Raw genomic sequence first — 19,082 nt, forward strand, 5'->3', positions numbered from 1 at the left:
TCTATTATTGCTTTCTAAGCATCTTATTTCAGGCCATGACTAATGAAAAGCGCTTTCCATCATCACAGCCGCCATAAGATTATTCGTATTTCGACTTATCTCGTACTGCACCTTTGTCTGCTGAAAGCGCATTAGATGCGTAAATTTTCAGAGATAGCGGCACGTTACGATCGCGGCTTTCAGGCTTCCAAGCTTGCTTGCCCTTGGCTTCCATTGCCACGCGACGCGCAGCGAGCTCGCCCGCAGGCACATCTAGCTTAATTGAACGGGTTGGAATATCGATGTCGATGATATCACCGTCTTGCACCAAGCCAATTTCACCGCCCGATGCCGCTTCGGGTGACACGTGACCGATAGATAAGCCCGACGTACCACCCGAGAAACGACCGTCAGTGATCAATGCACATTTAGCGCCTAAGCCCATGGATTTTAGGTAAGTGGTTGGATAAAGCATTTCTTGCATACCCGGGCCCCCTTTTGGCCCTTCGTAGCGGATCACGACCACTTCACCCGCCACCACTTCACCGCCTAAGATGCCTTTTACAGCCGTATCTTGGCTTTCAAATACCTTAGCTGGGCCACGGAAGGTAAAGTTATCATCGGTCACACCTGCGGTTTTCACCACACAGCCGTCAACCGCTAGGTTACCCGTGAGTACCGCTAAACCGCCTTCTAGACTAAAGGCGTTTTCAATAGAGCGAATACAACCACCCGCGCGATCGTCATCTAAGGTATCCCAACGACAATCTTGGCTAAAGGCCTTAGTGGTACGAATGCCCGCAGGACCTGCGCGGTAGAATTTCTTCACGTCTTCGTCTTGGGTCACCATGATGTCGTACTTAGCTAATTGCTCGGCTAACGTCATACCCAAAACAGTGTGAACTTGGGTGTTAAGCAAACCAGCGCGATCTAGCTCGGCAAGAATAGCCATTACGCCACCAGCGCGGTGTACGTCTTCCATATGGTAAAGCGCGGTCGATGGCGCTACTTTACAAAGCTGAGGAATACGGCGTGACATTTCGTCCATGTCGGCCATATCAAAATCGATGCCGCCTTCTTGTACCGCCGCTAATAGATGTAAAATGGTATTGGTCGAGCCGCCCATGGCGATATCTAGGGCCATGGCATTTTCAAATGATTCACGACACGCAATATTGCGTGGCAATACCGACTCATCATCTTGCTCGTAGTAACGCTTGGTTAGCTCAACAATGCGCTTACCTGCGTTAATAAATAAGGCTTCGCGATCGGCGTGAGTGGCTAGCATAGAGCCGTTACCCGGTTGAGCTAAGCCTAATGCTTCGGTTAAACAGTTCATGGAGTTAGCGGTAAACATACCTGAACATGAACCACAAGTTGGACACGCGCTGCGCTCCACTTGTTCACTTTCCGCATCAGACACGGTAGGATCGGCGCCCTTGATCATGGCATCAACCAAGTCTAGCTTGATGATTTGGTCAGAAAGCTTGGTTTTACCCGCTTCCATTGGACCACCAGAAACAAAGATTACCGGAATGTTGAGGCGCATCGACGCCATTAGCATCCCCGGAGTGATCTTGTCACAGTTAGAGATACACACGATAGCATCGGCGCAGTGCGCGTTAACCATGTACTCAACCGAGTCGGCGATCAGCTCACGTGAAGGTAGGCTGTAAAGCATGCCGTCGTGACCCATTGCAATACCGTCGTCTACCGCTATGGTGTTAAATTCTTTGGCAATACCGCCGGCTTCTTCCACCGCGCGCGCCACCAATTGGCCCATGTCTTTTAAGTGCACGTGGCCCGGTACAAATTGCGTGAAAGAGTTAGCTATGGCAATAATCGGCTTACCGAAATCATCATCTTTAACACCGGTGGCGCGCCACAAGGCTCTGGCGCCGGCCATATTACGTCCATGAGTTGACGTTGCACTACGATACTTAGGCATAACAATACTCTCTCACATTCATATTAAATTCGTTTATTCAGCCCTTCGTGGCTGAATAAGAGGCCCTAACATAATCGAATAGGGCGTGGTTGTCTTGTTTTTCTCCACCGCTTTTTGGTTACCACGTTACGTGGCAGCAGTGGCGATAATCTTTATTTAACGGCGACCAACTTGGCTGCGCTGGCTTGCTCTAGTACTTGCACCGAAGTCACGCCAATTAGTTTAGCTAATTGGTTGGTTAATAGCTCAATGGCACGCTCGCTGGCCAGTGCCACTTGCAGTTCCACTTGGCGGTTTTCGGTGACTAAGTTCATTTGCATGTTTTGAACATGAAAACCACGATGGCGCATTACGCGTAATACGCGCTCTAACAATTCTGGGCTGTGCTCAGCCGATACACTTAGATGATGTAACATTATTCACACTCCTCCATCATTTTGTCGTTAGCAGCACCCGGTGGAACAAGGGGCCAAACGTTTTCTTCTTCACTGATAGCAACGTGTAAAATGTACGCGCCTTCACTGTTTAACATGCGCTCAAGGGCTCCTTGCACCTGCTCTTTAACCACGATGGTTTCGCCCGGAATATCAAACGCCGCCGCCAATGCCACAAAGTCTGGGTTGTCGGTTAAAATGGTTTCGCTATAACGACCTTCAAAGAACAGCTTTTGCCATTGACGCACCATGCCCAAACGCTGGTTGTCGATCAGTAAGATCTTCACCGGCAATTTACGCCGCTTAATAGTGCCCAGCTCTTGCACATTCATCATAAACGAGCCGTCACCCGACACCGCAATCACGGTATCTTGCGGACGCGCCACTTGGGCCCCTACCGCAGCGGGCACACCAAAGCCCATGGTGCCTAGACCCGAACTAGAAAGGTGATCGCGTGGGCTATCAAATTCGATGTGCTGCGCCACCCACATTTGGTGCTGGCCAACATCACAGGCGACAACCGTATTTTTCGGTGCCATATCAGATAACTGCTTTAACAGCAGCGGCGCATAAATGGCTTCACCGGGATGGTCATAGCGCCATTGGTATTCTTGCTTCATGGCCAGTACATGCTGCTGCCATGGGGCAATATCCAACGGCATGGCCAATTGCGGTAATACTTGCTTTAAATCCGCCGCAATAGCGACATCGGCTTGACGTAATTTACCCAGTTCAGCGGCATCAATATCAAGATGAATGACTTTGGCGTTAACGGCAAATTCATCTAACTTACCGGTCACGCGATCGTCAAAACGCGCACCTGCCACCACTAATAAATCCGCTTCTTGCACCGCATAGTTGGCGGCCTTAGTACCGTGCATGCCGACCATGCCTAAAAACGCATATTGGTCCGGCGCTATGGTGCCTATGCCTTTTAGCGTGGTCATACTTGGCATCTTAGTTTTGGCTAAAAAGTCGCGTAACTCAGCTTCGGCATGGGCCAGGGTTACCCCGCCGCCCACATAAAGTAGCGGCTTTTTAGCTTGGCTGATTAAGGTGCGAGCCGCATCGATATCGGCTTGCACCGGCGCATCTGGCTCGGTCACTTCATGAGTAATACAGGCGTGCTCGATGGCTGCTAATTGAATATCTTTTGGAATGTCGACCAATACTGGGCCGGGGCGGCCCGAGCGAGCCACTTCAAAAGCTTGTGCGATGACCGAGCCTAAATCTTCAGCTCTTTGCACCATAAAGCTGTGCTTAGTACAAGACAATGACATGCCCAGCACATCCACTTCTTGAAACGCATCCGTGCCAATTAATGGCGAGGCCACTTGGCCGGTAATGGCAACAATCGGCACCGAATCAAGTAAGGCATCGGCTAAACCTGTGATCAGGTTTGTCGCACCTGGGCCTGAGGTGGCAATACACACACCCACACCGCCGGTAGAGCGCGCATAACCTATGGCAGCCATGGCCGCGCCTTGTTCATGACGACATAACAAGTGGTCTACACCACAATCATACAATGCATCATACACCGGCATGATGGCACCACCTGGGTAGCCAAATACTTGTTTCACGCCTTGTTGTTGTAATGCCTTAACCACAAAATGGGCACCATTCATAACCACACATCCTAAGTCAAAAAAAAACCCCCGAGCCTTTTCAGGTCGGGGGTTTAAAATGTTTGTCTGAGTTATTTTATCTTAGCCAACATTCCCCCGAGCGATGGTTGAATGACCACCACTAGGACTAGAATAATTAGGCTAATTTTTTTAAACATTGAGTACTCAGTCACGAAATTGTTTAGAAACTGACTACATAACTATCATAAATGCCCATTTGCATCAACACAGGCAAGCAGCAGAAAAACCCTAGTTTTATCAAGTTTACCCGGCTTAGGTAGATATAAAATAAAGCCAAAAACCGGATTAGAGGTATATTCATCTAACTTATCGATAATACACAAAAGATAGGGGAGGCATTTTGCCGATTAGCCCGATCCATTTCTTCGACAAAAATTGACAAAAAAATCCGTATTAATTTTGCTCAGATCAATATCTGACCAATACTGAACTTACGCGAGTTTATCCAGCCACGGAGCCAAACATGTCACTTGCAATTGTAAATTGCCGCAGTCTATTGGGAATAGCAGCCCCTGAAGTGACCGTAGAGGTGCATCTAGGGCGCGGATTACCCGCCTTTAATCTTGTTGGTTTGCCAGAAGCGAGCGTAAAAGAAGCCAAAGAGCGCGTGCGCAGCGCCATCCAAAACAGTCAATTTGAATTTCCCAGTTCACGCTTAACCGTGAACTTGGCGCCCGCTGATTTACCCAAGCACGGGGGCCAATTCGACTTAGCCATCGCGTTGGGTATTTTAGCGGCTTCCGGCCAAATACCTGCCACTCACTTTGAGCAATATGAGTTTTATGGCGAATTAGCCCTTTCCGGCGACTTACGTGCTTGCAAGGGCATGATACCTGTCGCAATGGCGGCACGCGCGGCGAGGCGCACCTTGGTGCTGCCCGAGGCCAATGCCGAACAGGTCAGTTGTGTTGAAGGTGAACATAAAGTGGCAGCCAATTTACTGCAAGTGTGCCGCTTTATTTGTGGTCAAGGTGAACTAGCCAACGCCCCAGAACATCAAGCGCCCTGCTTTGCCAACGACCATGGCGATGTGACCGACATCATCGGCCAATATCAAGGTAAACGGGCGCTAGAAATCGCCGCCAGTGCCGGCCATCATTTACTGCTAGTGGGCGCTCCCGGCACCGGAAAAACCATGTTGGCCAGCCGTATTCTAAGTATTATGCCCAGTTTAACCGAGGCCGAAGCGCTAGAAACAGCCGCGATTTATTCCATCAGTGATGTGCCTTCGTTAGCCTGGCAAGCCCGGCCTTTTCGCCAGCCTCATCACAGTTCATCGGCTGCGGCCTTAGTCGGTGGAGGGGGTAAGCCTAAGCCGGGTGAAATCAGCCTAAGCCACAATGGCATTTTATTTTTGGATGAATTGCCGGAGTTTTCTCGCGCCATTTTAGATAACTTGCGCGAGCCGATGGAAAGCCAGCAAATTACGATTTCAAGGGCAACGGCAAGGCTTAACTTTCCCGCCAAATTTCAGCTCGTTGCAGCCATGAACCCTAGCCCCTGCGGTTATCATCAAGGCGAACTATGTCGCAGTACGCCCGATCAAATTCAGCGCTATTTACAGCGTTTATCAGGGCCGTTACTCGATCGTTTTGATCTGTCGGTAATGATCCCCATCTTACCTAAAGGCAGCCTAAGCCAAACCAACCAAGAAGGTGAATCCAGCGCCACCATCAAGGCGCGCGTTGAAGCCAGCCGCACCATTCAATTACAGCGCCAAGACAAGCTAAATGCCCATTTAACCGCGGCGGAAATCAAACAGTTTTGCCCATTGCAGCAAGCCGACGCCGAGTTTTTAGAAAGCGCCATCGAAAAGCTCGGCCTATCTGTGCGCACTTGGCACAGCTTAATCAAGGTGGCCCGCAGCATCGCCGATCTGGCGCAGGTTGAGTATATCAATCGTCAACACTTGGCCGAAGCACTGAACTATCGCGCCATGGAGCGATTGCTAGCCAGTTTGCAGCGTTAAAGTGATTGGCAGTCATTAGTTCGCCATTAACGCTCTTATTTCTTGAAATGAAATCAGCTGAATACCCTGTTGCTGGATATAGCTTTTGAGCTCTGGGCTAAGCATGGCCTGATAATCTGCGACCCTAATTTGCCAATCGGCACCGGGACAAATGGCGCGCAGCTCGGGGGTATCCAATGAAGGGTGCAACATGAAAAAAGTCACACCGGCAGGCAGCTCGGCCAAAACGTGTTTGATTTGACCAAGGCGATCACCGGCATCGTTGTAGGGTAAGCCACACCAATGATCAAACAGCTTAAAACCTTGCTGCTGCATTTGTGCCGCAGTGGTTGTCACCTCTGGCCACGTCGGCACTAAAGGAGTGTTGGTACGCTGCATTTGGGTATGTTTGATAAACTGAGGGGTGCGTTTGAAATAATCCAAGTGCATGGCCATGACAGGCAAATAATAACGCTGCGCAATGCGCTGAAATATAGGTAAGGTTTTTGCCGAAAGCATGGCGAACATATGGGAATCTAGGTGACTGATTGGCATCCCCACCTGCAATGCCGCTTCGATTTGAGCTATCACCTCTTGCTCTACGGCTTCAGGTTTAGCATTAAGCCAACAATCATATTCGCTGCGATGTAAAAAACCGTCTTGATCAACCAGCCCAGAATCTGCGCCTTGATTAGAAATAGGCCGCCAGCGATATTCTTGCCACTCCGAGGTCAGCATCAAGTGCACACCTAAATCCGCATCTGAGTTGGCTTTGGCCAAATTAGCCGCCGATAAAAACCAAGGGCAATTCACCATCACCGAACCAGAGCGCGCTAAGCCAAATTCTTTGAGCTCTTGATAAGCCTGAATACTGCCATGATTCATACCGATATCGTCACAATGAAACAGCACCACTTTGTCGGTTGAGGCAAAGCCCAGTTCGGTGAGTAACGTGTTGTTCATTCGGTTTAGTCCATTTACCATTATTTATCAGCATATAATGAATAATAGCTTGTATTGGTGAAATGTTTATATAATCAAAACAGCTTAATCTCATTTACCTGATTCGGACTAAAACTTAAGCTTTTGTTGCAACCAAGGTAAAACACTTTGCTTGAACTGGGCTTGCCAGATTGCTTCTGGACTGCCGCTATACGTAATGTATTGGTGATCTAAATAAGCCTGATTAAACATCTGGTGCAACGCTTCACAGCCTTCTTTAAACCCCGGCGAGCTACCACTACCACAGCCTAATAAGATATCACTCTCGGGGTATTCTCGAAAAAATAATGCCATTTTTTGTTCCCAGTTTGCCATGCCCGCATACCAAGCCTGCTGAATATCCAAATCGGCTTGTGAATCATTAAATTGCGGCAACACACCATAAGTTTCTCCCGCTACCGGGGTCACGACGGCAGAGTAGGCATGTAAAATGGGCCTTGGGATCAAGGGTAAGAACTGCTTCATCAGTTGGGTTTGCATCAGCATCGGGCTAAGCGCAGCCACACGACTGGCTTGACTTGGATATTGCAAACCAAGATTCATCGCTGCAAGTCCGCCCATACCAAACCCCACCCAAGCCACTCCAGAGGGATCGTTGCGAACAGCAAGTTGCTGAGCAACCTGTGATGGCACATCCCACAGCAAATAATCTTGCCAGTCACCTGTTAGGCTCGAATTCAAGTAGAAGCTACCGCCAAACTGGTTGGTGCCGGTCACAGCAACCAACACAAATGCTTGATGGCTTGGTTTTGCAAACCACAAATCAAGCTGCTGCTTCAAGGATTTGATGGCATAGATGCCTTGGTTAAAATCAAGCAGCCAATACACCACAGGATAGGGCTTGCTGGGTTGTTTTTGATAGCCAGGGGGCAGATAAACCATTAATTGTTGTTTCGCATCGGTTGCCACACCATTGCCCACCAAGGCGGTGGCAGAGATGGTTAACATATCAAGTTTGCCACTCGCAGGCGCCAAGCTGTCCGCCTTACAGTGCAGAGCACCAAAGCAGAGAACAAATACGAGCAGCCATTTGTGTCGTAATTTGCACAGCAAGGTGCCAAGGTGCGTGGCGGTCACGAAATACGGTGCGCGGGTATGGTCGAAACAACATCTGATTTGATTGGCTTGCTTAGTCATATTCACCCCCTTTCTAAACAAGCATTAGCCTAAAAAATGAACGCGACAATAGGCATTAACGGAATTAACACTATCATCAAAACCATCAATATGTGATCAACAAAAAAGCAGAAAAAATAACATTTTTAACGTCAATTCGGTTTGATTTGTGATTAGGGCCTGTTTAGTTAAAGTTCAGCTATAATTAACGGAGACAGTTAATAATTCTTTCTCATCAAGAGGTTAATTGAGCAAGATCACGAATAGTTGAGTTAGAAGTTGTTACTGTATCTACGCGAGTTATTCCATAAATCGTCGTTAAATAATAAAGCTACTCTGCTAGCCTAAGGGGAATAAGATGAACACACAATTTATAGCAACCATTGCCGGCGAGGACCGCCCCGACTTACTCAAACTATTAGCTGGCAAAACCCATGCGCTAGAAGGACGCTGGCTTGACAGTAAGATCAGCCGCTTAGAAGGTCAAATTGCCGGTATCATCAAAATCGATATTCCCGGTGAGAACCTCTCAGCGCTGAAAGCAGATTTTAACAGTATTCCTAATTTCCATGTCAGCACCTCTGAAATCAAACTGGTCACGGTGACAGAATGTGAAGAGCTTGAGTTGAAAATTGAAGCCAACGATCGCCCCGGTATCATCAGCGATATCATGCACTTCTTTGATAGCAAAGGCGTGGCTATTGAACACATGGAAAACCATCGCTTTGGCGTTATCGGTATTGGCAGCACCGTCTTCATTGCTGAAATGACCTTGATGGTACCGGTAGACATGGGCAAAGACATGCTGGTTGCAGAGCTCGAAAAGCTCTCTAATGATTTTAGAATTGAAGTGGCAGAAGTCGCCTAACCCCCTCTTCATTGCATCAAGCCATCGCTTATGGCGATGGCTATGATGATGGCTTGATGGTTAATGCCAGCTAATCTCACTCGCTAAATCAGCAAACAGCGCCTTATATTTAGCTTCAAGTTTGTGACGTCGGATTTTCAACGTCGGCGTTAACAAACCGTTTTCAGGTGTCCATGCATCACCCAACACAACAAGATGTGCCAACCGCTCATGGGACTCTAATCGTTCATTAATATGAGTCAATAATTCACTGAGCTTCACTTCAAGCTGGCCTCGATCCAATGCTTTTGCTGACTCAGATAAAATCACTAAAGCAAGGGGTTGCGCTAATCCATCACCGGCCACACAGACTTGTTCGATTAAGTAAGAGTCCTCGAATTTGGCTTCAATGGGAACAGGCATCACATACTTGCCTTTGGCCGTTTTAAATATATCTTTGATCCGCCCCGTAATACGAACATACCCATCCGCATCAATCTCTGCTTTATCACCGGTATGGATATAACCGTCTTTAGTGAAAAACTGTCGCGTCAACTCGGGCTGTAAAAAATACTTGTCCAACAGCGCATCACTTTTAAACAACAGCTCGCCTTGTTCTGAGACCTTGATTTCAGCCCCCGGCCCCACTCGGCCTACGGAGTCAATCTTATCTTTATTAAAGGGCACATTTAAGGTGCCATATGCCAAGGTTTCTGACATGCCCCAAGCTTGGCAAATATTGATATCTAACTTGGCATACCATCGCAGTAGCTCAGTCGATACCGCAGCAGAGCCACAACCAAGTAGACGGGCATGTTCTAAACCTAGGGCTTGTTTAATTTTTCGCTTCACTAAGGTATTGATGATGGGTAACTTTAGTAGCAGGTTTAATTTTTTCTCCGGTAAGTTTTGCCAAATGCCTTGTTGAAATTTCAACCATAGTCGCGGCACCGAGAGAAACAGCGTGGGTTTAATGGCACACAGGTTATCGTTAAAGCGCGCCAAAGATTCAACAAAGGACACGGTGACTAACCCCGAAAACAAGGACGAGCCTTGTACATAAACCCGTTCGGTAATGTGAGCTAACGGTAAGTAAGAAACCGCTCGCTCTGATGACTGAATTTGTAAGATGTCGATAAGGTGGTAAGCCGCCCTGGTATAGCCCGCAAAGCTCATGACCACCCCTTTTGGATCCCCTGTGCTACCTGAGGTGTAGATGATGCTCATTTTCCCTTCAGGATCCAACGCAACTGGGTAATCAATCGGGGGATTATTTTGCACCAACTTTTGCCAATGTAGTGCGGCAGGCATGGTATCTGCCGTCATGGCAATACGCACCACATCACTTTCTATGCCTTTTTCTTGGTCTGCCCAATGGTCGAGGGCACCAACAAAAATAGCCCGAACCTCACTGTGCTTAAGGATGTAGTGAATGGTTTCGCTGCTCGCGCTAGGATAAATTGGCACACTCACATAACCTGCCAACATAATAGCTAAATCAGCAATAAACCATTGTGCGCTGTTTTTAGCCAAGATGGCCACTCGTTCGCCAGGATCAAACCCCATCGCCTTAAGCGCACTCGCAATACACCTCGCCTGATCCGCGACTTGTTGCCAAGTGTATTCTATAAATTCATCACCCTGAGGCTGCCTAAGATAAATTCGCTCTGGTTCATTTTGTTGCCAATGTTGTAGTGCGGCAATGGGGTGTTCAAATGTCATAATTATCTCTTAACCTTTATTATCTTGCCGATCTTAGGAGATCCAAGGCAGAACGCAACTTACAAAAGTGAAGATTAACTTAATTTAAGATTAGAATGGGCATCCCCAAACAAAGCAGAAAGCAATAGAGAAAATAAGAATGAACAATTAATGGGCACATTTCGATAGGAAGATCACAGCAGACCGATTCTGTAATTGCTTCTCCCTGCTGGCTAGTTTTTAATGCGCATATAAAAAAAATAAAACTGTTATTCTACAAGCTATTAATTAAGGAAGAAGCAATTCATTATGCGTTCTTTGTGGATCATGTTAGCCATCTTGTGCAACTTGTTGTGGGTGAACTTAGTTGCTGCAACTGAAAACACAGCAATTATGGCGTACTACAAGCAATGGGGAATTTACAGTCCTAACTATCACATCAAAGATGTTCCCGGTACCCAAATAACTCACCTCGTCTACCAAAGTGCCAAATTTGACTCAGAAGGCACCGTCGAGGTTGGCGATGAATATGCCGATCTCAACCTGCAATACCCTGATGCTGATGAAAACTTACCTTTCAGTGGCAACTTTGGCCAAATGGTCAGTTTAAAAAAGATCTACCCTCATATTAAAACCATTATTTCCATTGGTGGCTGGGGCCGCTCCGAACACTACTCAAATATTGCCGCCGACCCGCAACTGCGTGCTGATTTTGCCAAATCGGCCATTGAATTCATGAAGTATTATCAATTTGATGGCATTGAAATCGACTGGAACTTTCCCGTTATCACCCAACGAGCGAAACAGCATGGCCTTGAAGCAGATAAACAAAACTTCACCCTGTTATTGGCCGAATTAAATGAACAGCTTTACCTCGAAGGACAAAAAGATCGTAAGAAGTACTTATTGATTAGCACCATCCCCGCCGCCGTTGGCTATGAGCATAACTGGCAGGTTAAAGAGGTTAGCCAATACCTAGATTTGATTAGCCTATCCACCGCTTACATGCATGGATACTGGGAGGAAATCAAGCTCACGAACCATATCACTCCACTTTACCTCAACTCGGCAACCCAACAGCATTTCAAGCAAACCAATACCGAAGCCAACTCCGTTGATATTGCGGTGCGCAATATATTGCAACAAGGTGCGCCAGCAGAGAAAATCGTGATCAATATTGCCAGTTTTGCGACCGCATGGGATCAGGTACCGCGCCAAGATAATGGGTTATATCAAGTTGGGACAGACGTCAGTTGGGGCAGCTGGGATACCACCAGTTCGGGCAGAACAGGGCTTTATAATCGCGGTCACTTGGTCGGCTTTTTAGACAATCCAGCTTATCAAAAGCATTGGGACAATAGCGCTAAAGCATCCTGGTTGTTCAACCCTGACAAAAATGGCGGCCACTTTGTCAGTTATGAAAGTGAAGATTCCCTAAGTGAAAAGGTGTCTTACATGGAGCGGCTTGGTTTAGCAGGGATCGCCATTCGCCAGGTACATAACGACCTAAAAGGCCAAGACTCATTAATTCGTCAAACCTACGCCGCCATTTATCCTTGGCAAGCGATCTTGTTTCAAGCCGAGCTGTTCTATACCAATTATAAAACCCGCATTTTACTCACCATAGCCTTTACCTTATTGATGATCTTGCTACTGATACGCGTGAAATATATTCAGTACAAAGAAGAGGAAGCCGATGTAAAAGATAGGGATCAATACCTAAAATTAAAGTCTCAATTGCAACAGCTCAATACTCCGCTGCAAGGCATCGCTGCCTTGTCGCAACGCATTAAGGATCATCAAAACCTACTGGCCGAAGAAAGCCAGATCCGTTTACACCAAATTGGTCAAACCGGCTTAGAAGTCAACCACTTGATTCACAGCCTGCTCCATGACACCAACTTGGCTCAAAGTCCGAGAAATGCCGAACTCGGCCCGGTTAATTTTAAAGATATTTTGAATGTCAGTATCAACATCTTGTTGCCCTATATCGACAATAAAGGGGTACACATTGACAGCTCAAAACTCGATGACAACACAACCGTCATTGCCGATCCTGTGTATTTGCAAAAGCTCTTGATAACCCTTATTTCGTGGGCAACAGATAACTGTGATAAAGGTAAACATATTTACTTTAGTGCGAGCCCACAAGCAGGAAGCACCTGTATCAGCATGCTAACCGAAGGGGCACCGCCCGTGGTCAGCTTGGCGCAAATGCCGAATATCTCTCTTATCAAACAATGTGTAAGCTCACTTTGTGCCGATATTAAGTTTGATGCGCAAGCTCATCAACATAGCTGTCATTTACTGTTGCAACAAGCACTGCCTCCTCAATTAGCGGTGCCAAAAGTCAAGGTGTTGCCCGCCGACCCACACCAGCAAGCGTCGAAACAAACCCAGCTGGAAACCGCTAATGAGCGCCTACAAAGCTTACAAGCCTTTTCGTCCCACGCTTGCAAGCTCAAAGACATTAATGAACTGATTAAAGAAGCTTTTGATGTGTTCATTAATGATCCGAGTCAGCCTACAGTGAAGGTGTATCAAGGTGATAACGTGATCCACACCAATGAAGAGGACAACGACGAACACCAAGACAGTATTACCATCGCGCACCCTGATTTAGGCGAGTTTAGTTTCGAGTTATACAGCAAAGAGCCATTGACCGAGGATGATGTCTATTACTTCCACAGTTTGGTGACACAAATCCAAATGGTGCGTCGTCAGTTACACGAGATCACCAAAGAGCCACAACTGTTATCTGAGCTATATGACATTGCCTCACGCAAAGACAAGCTGCTCTATATCAAAGCAGAAAAAGGCTACAGTGGTATCTATTTACCCAATAAATCAGATCCTATTTATCTGACGCTACGCCTTAAAACCATTAAGCTTTACTTTGACGATGAAGTCTTATTACAGATTCATCGCTCTTGGCTGATTAATCCGAAAAAGGTAGTTAAGGTACATCAGGTCACCAAGCTGAAATACGAAGTGGAAATTGACGATAAGCGCCTGCCTATCGCGCGCCCTTATGTCCCTGTGCTCAAGCAACACTTCCCTCATTGGTTTAGCGCTCGCTAAGCTAAGGATGCAGCTTACACTGTGCTTAGATAGGCTGTAAGCTGCATAAAAATTCGAACTTACGCACAAATCCTGCCCCTATTTATGACTAACTGTTCACAATTTCAACGCCATCTGTAATCATATTTGTACTTGGCACGGATAGCTAAGTACACAACATAACAAGGAAGGTTATTATGAAATTAAAACAGTTAGCGCAAGCCATTGCGTTTGCTTCTCTATTGGGTACGTCAGCTCAAGTTGCTGCGAGCGCCGCAGACTTTAAAGTGGTAGGTTACTACCCTTCTTGGCAGGGCTCTACTGCTGAAGTTCAATACGACAAACTGACCCATATCAACTACTCGTTTTTGCTACCTAATGCCGATGGCTCATTGAAGCCCATCGATGCGCCGCAAACCTTAATTGACTTAGTCAGCCGCGCCCATGCCGAAAATGTTAAAGTCGGTATCGCCATTGGCGGTTGGAATGGCGGTAATGACTCCGCATTTGAAACCTTAGCCGCCAACCCTGCTAGCCGCGCAAACTTCATCAATAATGTGATGGCGTTTGTAGAGCAATACAACCTCGACGGCGTTGACATGGACTGGGAATACCCCGATCCAGGTGCAAGTGCACAGCGCTACACCTTACTGATGGATGAACTAAGTAAAGCACTGAAGCCTAAGGGTAAATTCTTAACCGCTGCCGTTGTTGCCTATGGCTACACGGGTGCTGGGGTTGAGAGCGCGGTCTTTGATGACATCGATTTCTTAAACTTAATGGCTTACGACGCGAACAACAGTGATCATTCCACTTACCAAGTCGCTGTTGAGTCGATTAATTACTGGAGTGGCCGTGGCCTAGCCAAAGAAAAAATTGTCTTAGGTGTGCCTTTCTACGCGCGCCCAACATGGCAAAAATACCGTGATATTGTTGCTGCGGACCCAAGCGCTGCATGTCGTGACCAATCCGGTGGTGGCTACTACAATGGTATTCCACTGATCAAAGAAAAAACCAAACTCGCCTTAGAGCAAGCAGGCGGTATCATGAACTGGGAACTCACCCAAGATGCCCCAAACCAATACTCACTGCTCAATGCGATGCATGAGGTGATCCATAACACAGGCACAGGAGAATGTGGCACGGGCGTGATTAAACCGACGCTAGAGCCAACGCTAGAGCCGACCCTTGAGCCAAGCATTACCCCAACCAGCGAGCCAACACCCGTTCCAACCACTGAGCCAAGTGGCGAATGGAATGCGTCATCGGTTTACCTTTCAGGTGATATCGTGACCTACCAAGGCAAAACCTATAAGGCAAAATGGTGGACACAAGGCACTGAACCCGGCAGCACCCAATGGGGGCCATGGGAAGCTTTAGATGGCGTAGTTCCAACAGTTGAGCCATCGGCGGAGCCAACACCGTTACCGACTGCAGAGCCGACTGCAGAGCCAACGCCGTTACCGACTGCTGAGCCGACCGCAGAGCCAACGCCGTTACCGACTGCAGAACCGACCGCAGAGCCAACAATCGAACCGAGTCAAGCGCCTCAAGATGCTTGGTTAGCCACCAGTATTTATTTATCGGGTGATAAAGTAAGCCACAATGGCAAGCTTTATGAAGCCAAATGGTGGACCCAAGGCGAAGAGCCTGGTGTGGCACAGTGGGGACCTTGGAAACAGCTTTAAGGTAAAAGCCTTAACCTAGAGATAAAACGGAAGCCTTGCTTCCGTTTTTTTGTTTAGTACGTTCGCTCACCCAGAGAGTGTCGTCATCATTAACTTGCCTTATCATCACCTAATAGCAAAACCATGTCGCCTTTCTCCAGCACCATTAGCAATGCCAGCACCATTACCAATTGCACCATTACCAATTGCACCATTACCAGTTGCATCATGGTTGTTGCTAAGCTAATTCTATACAGTATCATCACCTCGATACGTTAACCCTAGGTGCAAAATTCAGGCGGACTTAATCGAACCCTAGCGCTCAGAAGGTTGCGGCACCAAAGCGCGCTAACAGAGAAAAAGACCATTAGTTCCTCATGGAAACTTACATTATTCTCATCATCTTCTCAGTTAAACCGATCGATTCATCGCGCATTTCGTGAAATAAAGCGAACAAATAACAACCTAAAACCATACCGTAAAATTATCTAAACCATTGTTTATTATGAACTTGAAATTTCATCCTGTGTTTTTTCATGATCATTTCGTGAGTCAAACGGGTCTGCGATCAAGATTGTCATAATGCAACAAATTGCATTTCAAAACAGATCGAGTGGCCATCACGTAAAAAAGCAGACCCTGCTCACAAAATCCCATAGACGTAGATCCATGCATGATGAAAAACACCCGACAACTAAAGTTAAGGCACTGTTTTTAAATGATATAAGTTGAAGTTTCATGAAAAGCCATGAACCTCCCCCTATTTTTTACTGGCTAACTCTGACAACATGTTTCTACCACGACAACGGACCACGAGAACCCACTTGGTACTCGGATTAGAAGGGAAGGGAATAATGAACAAATTTAAACTTTCGTTATTAACCAGCTTACTGGTTGCTGCAACCGCTGCTCCAGCTTTAGCAGAAAGTTCAGAAAACCATCGTTATGTACAAGCTCCAAAAGCGAAGCCTTATAAAGTAACGCCGAACACGTCAGGCAAAGTGGTTGCAAGTTATTTCCCCGATTGGCGCCTCCAAGGTGACGTTTACACCGTTCGCAATATTCCGGTTAAGAATTTAACTCACGTTATCTATGCTTTCCTTTCTATGTGTGCACCTCATAACTATGTCAACGACGGCCTCAAAAAAATGCTTGAGGAAAACTGTAAAGGTAAAGAACCTTTCACCGCGACCATAGTTGATACCGAAGCTGCACTTGATGTTCGCTTTGATAAGAAACCGGAAAAACAAGAATACTATGGCCACTTCGGTGAGCTTAAAAAGATCCACCAGCAAAACCCAGATCTCGTCATTTTGCCTTCATTCGGTGGTTGGACCATGTCGGAGCCTTTCCGCGCCATGGCAAAATCAGAAGAAGGCCGTAAAACCTTTGTTAAGACAGCGGTTGAGCTAATTGCTAAGTACGACTTCTTTGGTGGTATCGATATCGACTGGGAATACCCTGGCGGTGAAGATAACTCACACGTCAGCTGGCGTGGTAATTCTCTGACCGAAGAAGAAAAAGCCCACGAACGTGAAGTATTTACCCTGCTCATGAAAGAGCTACGCGCTGAACTGGATAAGTTAAGCGAAAAAACCGGCCGTAAATACGAGCTTTCTGCCGCAGTGAACGGCACCCCAAGTAAAGTTGCTAACATCGACTTTGCCGAAGCACAAAAATACATGGACCACGTTTACGCCATGACTTATGACTTCTTTGGCGGTTGGGGTCCACAGGTAGGCCACTTAACTAACCTACACTCAACGAAAGACACCTTATGGGGAATGGGCGTCGATACCATGCTTAAAACCCTAGAAAATGCGGGCGTTCCTAAGAACAAGCTCGTCGTAGGTGCAGCCTTCTACGGCCGTGGTTGGGAAGGTGCTAAGTGGGAAGACCAAGCTAAGTTCCCAGAAAGCGGCACAGAGGGTAAAGCGCACGCCAGTGATACAGGCGAAGCGGGATACTTTTCTTACAAAGAAATCATGAATAAATTTGTTGACCAAAACGGTTACCAATACGGTTATGACGAAGAAGCGGAAGCGGCTTACGTTTATAACAAGAATACCGGCGCATTTATCAGCTTTGATGACCCTCGTTCAATCGAAGCCAAAGGTAAATTCGTTGTTGACCAAGGCTACGGCGGCATCTTCTCTTGGGAAATTACGCAAGATGACGGTACCCTCCTACGCGCCATGAACAAAGGCCTTGGCCATAAAACCAAATAGCTTTTCGTGAGGCACTAGCCTCACCGCTATACTTTGCTCCCTTATTGATCCCAGGAGCCCTTTTCCGGTGTAGGCCCATTCACCGGAAAAGGATTTTTTTTATCCATCCAAGCATGCTTATTTTACTCACCCATATCGCAATCTGACTCTTGCGCAGCAAGCTAAGATTAATTTAAACACATGTCTTATACTGCACACAGCAACGACCGTTCCACCGAAGAAAATCATTCCTGAAATCACAAAACACAATAAATCATCAAGCTTTATGGGGCCCACTCAGCCCAACAGTGGCAAAATAACCCTGTAAAACCCAATGTATTTTCAACCAGACCATAGAACAATGGGAGTCCATATGGGCAGGCTGCTACTTCTCACCTTACTGTTTACCGGCAATGTCTTTGCTGCCAATATCACAGTCACAATCAATAACATTGCCAATAGCCAAGGAGATATACGACTGGCTCTGTTTGATAAGGGAGAAAAATTCCCCGCTGCGCCGGCGATGCAAAGCCTCATCGTGACCGAGTTTACCCCACCCAATGCCAGCGCCACCTTCAGCGATATCCCGATGGGCACTTACGCCATCGCCATCATGCACGATCAAGATCAAGACGAAAAGTTAGGCACTAATTTTCTCGGTATACCCACAGAGGGATACGGGTTCAGCAATGACGCCGAAGCCAACTTTGGTCCGCCGCCTTTTGCAGAAGCCGCGTTCGAGGTAGATGAGCCAGCATCCCATATCACTATCAACTTAGTTTATTAACGCTTGCTAACAGGAAAAAGAGCGAGCAAAAAAAACGCACCGCTGTGGTTCAACGTGTGCGTTTTAAAACAAGCTTCAAATAGGGTTATCTTAGGTGACTATTTCTCCACTTGGGTAAGTAGGTAGTTTAGCAACGCAGAATATTCGTCAATACTGCGTACAGAGCTTGGGTTAATCAGATATTTACCATTAACGACCACAGCCGGTGTACCACGAATTTTGAAGGTTTCGGTGTTACGTTGCATTTGTTTGAGCATGCCATTAACTGGGAAGCTATTGGCCGCCGAATCAAATTTGGCCTCGTCAACACCAATCTCAGCAAACACCGCCTTAATATCATCACGATTGGTCATTGGTTTGCGCTGATCATGGATAGCAGCAAACATGGCGCTCGATAATTCTGGTTCCACTTTTAGCAATTCAGCAACGGCGAAAGCACGCGCCATCTCAGGGCCCATAGTGTCGCCAAGAAATTCGACGTGGTTTTTCTTAAACTTCACCCCTTCTGGCGCGCGTTTTTTTAACTGCTCCATAAATGGCGAGAACTTGTAACAATGGGGGCAAAAATAGGAGAAAAACTCGATGGCCTCTGGTTGTTTGGTGCCTATTTGTTTGACGATTTCGTAATGAGTGCCTTCTTCATATTTAGCGGCTTGTGCTGCCAAAGGCAGTAACACCATCGCAGCCAACATCAAAAGATATTTTTTCATTGTGCTTCCTTATCAGATCTTCCGTGA

At 46.9% G+C, this 19,082-nt stretch carries 13 protein-coding genes; 6 read left to right on the plus strand and 7 right to left on the minus strand.

The annotated features are described in order from the left end of the window. Window positions 1-79 precede the first annotated feature (79 nt). The 3 genes from ilvD to ilvG form a co-directional block, all read right to left on the minus strand. On the minus strand, window positions 80-1,927 hold the full coding sequence (ilvD, locus tag K6Y21_RS13120; RefSeq protein ID WP_233072297.1) for a dihydroxy-acid dehydratase: 1,848 nt from the start codon (window positions 1,925-1,927) through the stop codon (window positions 80-82). A gap of 152 nt (window positions 1,928-2,079) precedes the next feature. Next, window positions 2,080-2,343 (minus strand): acetolactate synthase 2 small subunit, encoded by a 264-nt coding sequence (ilvM, locus tag K6Y21_RS13125; RefSeq protein ID WP_233072298.1) that lies wholly within the window; start codon window positions 2,341-2,343, stop codon window positions 2,080-2,082. Beyond that, window positions 2,343-3,989 (minus strand): acetolactate synthase 2 catalytic subunit, encoded by a 1,647-nt coding sequence (gene ilvG, locus K6Y21_RS13130; protein ID WP_233072299.1) that lies wholly within the window; start codon window positions 3,987-3,989, stop codon window positions 2,343-2,345. The genes ilvM and ilvG overlap by 1 nt, the downstream gene beginning before the upstream one ends. Window positions 3,990-4,473: 484 nt before the next feature. On the opposite strand from ilvG, the gene K6Y21_RS13135 reads away from it, so the two are divergent. Next, window positions 4,474-5,979 carry a YifB family Mg chelatase-like AAA ATPase gene (locus K6Y21_RS13135; protein ID WP_233072300.1) on the plus strand — a complete coding sequence of 502 codons (1,506 nt, stop codon included), beginning with the start codon at window positions 4,474-4,476 and terminating at the stop codon, window positions 5,977-5,979. Window positions 5,980-5,994: 15 nt separating this feature from the next. Here the strand turns inward: K6Y21_RS13135 and K6Y21_RS13140 are convergent, their stop codons facing one another. Then, on the minus strand, window positions 5,995-6,921 hold the full coding sequence (locus tag K6Y21_RS13140) for a polysaccharide deacetylase family protein (RefSeq protein WP_233072301.1): 927 nt from the start codon (window positions 6,919-6,921) through the stop codon (window positions 5,995-5,997). Between the two features lie 108 nt (window positions 6,922-7,029). Then, a complete protein-coding gene (locus K6Y21_RS13145) occupies window positions 7,030-8,097 on the minus strand; it encodes an alpha/beta hydrolase-fold protein (RefSeq protein WP_233072302.1) in 1,068 nt (355 codons plus the stop codon). 337 nt (window positions 8,098-8,434) lie between these two features. On the opposite strand from K6Y21_RS13145, the gene K6Y21_RS13150 reads away from it, so the two are divergent. Continuing rightward, window positions 8,435-8,944: a glycine cleavage system transcriptional repressor gene (locus K6Y21_RS13150; protein WP_233072303.1), complete on the plus strand. Its 510-nt coding sequence runs from the start codon at window positions 8,435-8,437 to the stop codon at window positions 8,942-8,944. Window positions 8,945-9,004: 60 nt separating this feature from the next. Here K6Y21_RS13150 and K6Y21_RS13155 read toward each other — a convergent pair whose 3' ends face one another. Further along, entirely contained in the window at window positions 9,005-10,645 is a 1,641-nt protein-coding gene (locus tag K6Y21_RS13155) for an AMP-binding protein (RefSeq protein ID WP_233072304.1), read from the minus strand. A gap of 288 nt (window positions 10,646-10,933) precedes the next feature. On the opposite strand from K6Y21_RS13155, the gene K6Y21_RS13160 reads away from it, so the two are divergent. The 4 genes from K6Y21_RS13160 to K6Y21_RS13180 all read left to right on the plus strand — a co-directional run bounded on the left by K6Y21_RS13160 (window position 10,934) and on the right by K6Y21_RS13180 (window position 18,345). Continuing rightward, window positions 10,934-13,705 carry a glycosyl hydrolase family 18 protein gene (locus tag K6Y21_RS13160; protein ID WP_233072305.1) on the plus strand — a complete coding sequence of 924 codons (2,772 nt, stop codon included), beginning with the start codon at window positions 10,934-10,936 and terminating at the stop codon, window positions 13,703-13,705. Between the two features lie 176 nt (window positions 13,706-13,881). After that, a complete protein-coding gene (locus K6Y21_RS13165) occupies window positions 13,882-15,372 on the plus strand; it encodes a glycosyl hydrolase family 18 protein (protein WP_285229745.1) in 1,491 nt (496 codons plus the stop codon). Between the two features lie 833 nt (window positions 15,373-16,205). Further along, window positions 16,206-17,579: a glycoside hydrolase family 18 protein gene (locus K6Y21_RS13175; RefSeq protein ID WP_233072306.1), complete on the plus strand. Its 1,374-nt coding sequence runs from the start codon at window positions 16,206-16,208 to the stop codon at window positions 17,577-17,579. A gap of 352 nt (window positions 17,580-17,931) precedes the next feature. Beyond that, the gene (locus K6Y21_RS13180) at window positions 17,932-18,345 is read left to right on the plus strand and encodes a DUF2141 domain-containing protein (protein ID WP_233072307.1); all 414 of its coding nucleotides are present in this window, start codon (window positions 17,932-17,934) and stop codon (window positions 18,343-18,345) included. A 98-nt stretch (window positions 18,346-18,443) separates the two neighbouring features. Here the strand turns inward: K6Y21_RS13180 and K6Y21_RS13185 are convergent, their stop codons facing one another. Continuing rightward, complete coding sequence (locus K6Y21_RS13185; protein WP_233072308.1) at window positions 18,444-19,055, minus strand: thiol:disulfide interchange protein DsbA/DsbL; 612 nt, start codon at window positions 19,053-19,055, stop codon at window positions 18,444-18,446. Between the last annotated feature and the right edge of the window lie 27 nt (window positions 19,056-19,082).

The organism is Motilimonas eburnea (assembly GCF_021295345.1).
GTDB lineage: Bacteria > Pseudomonadota > Gammaproteobacteria > Enterobacterales > CBDFNC01 > Motilimonas > Motilimonas eburnea.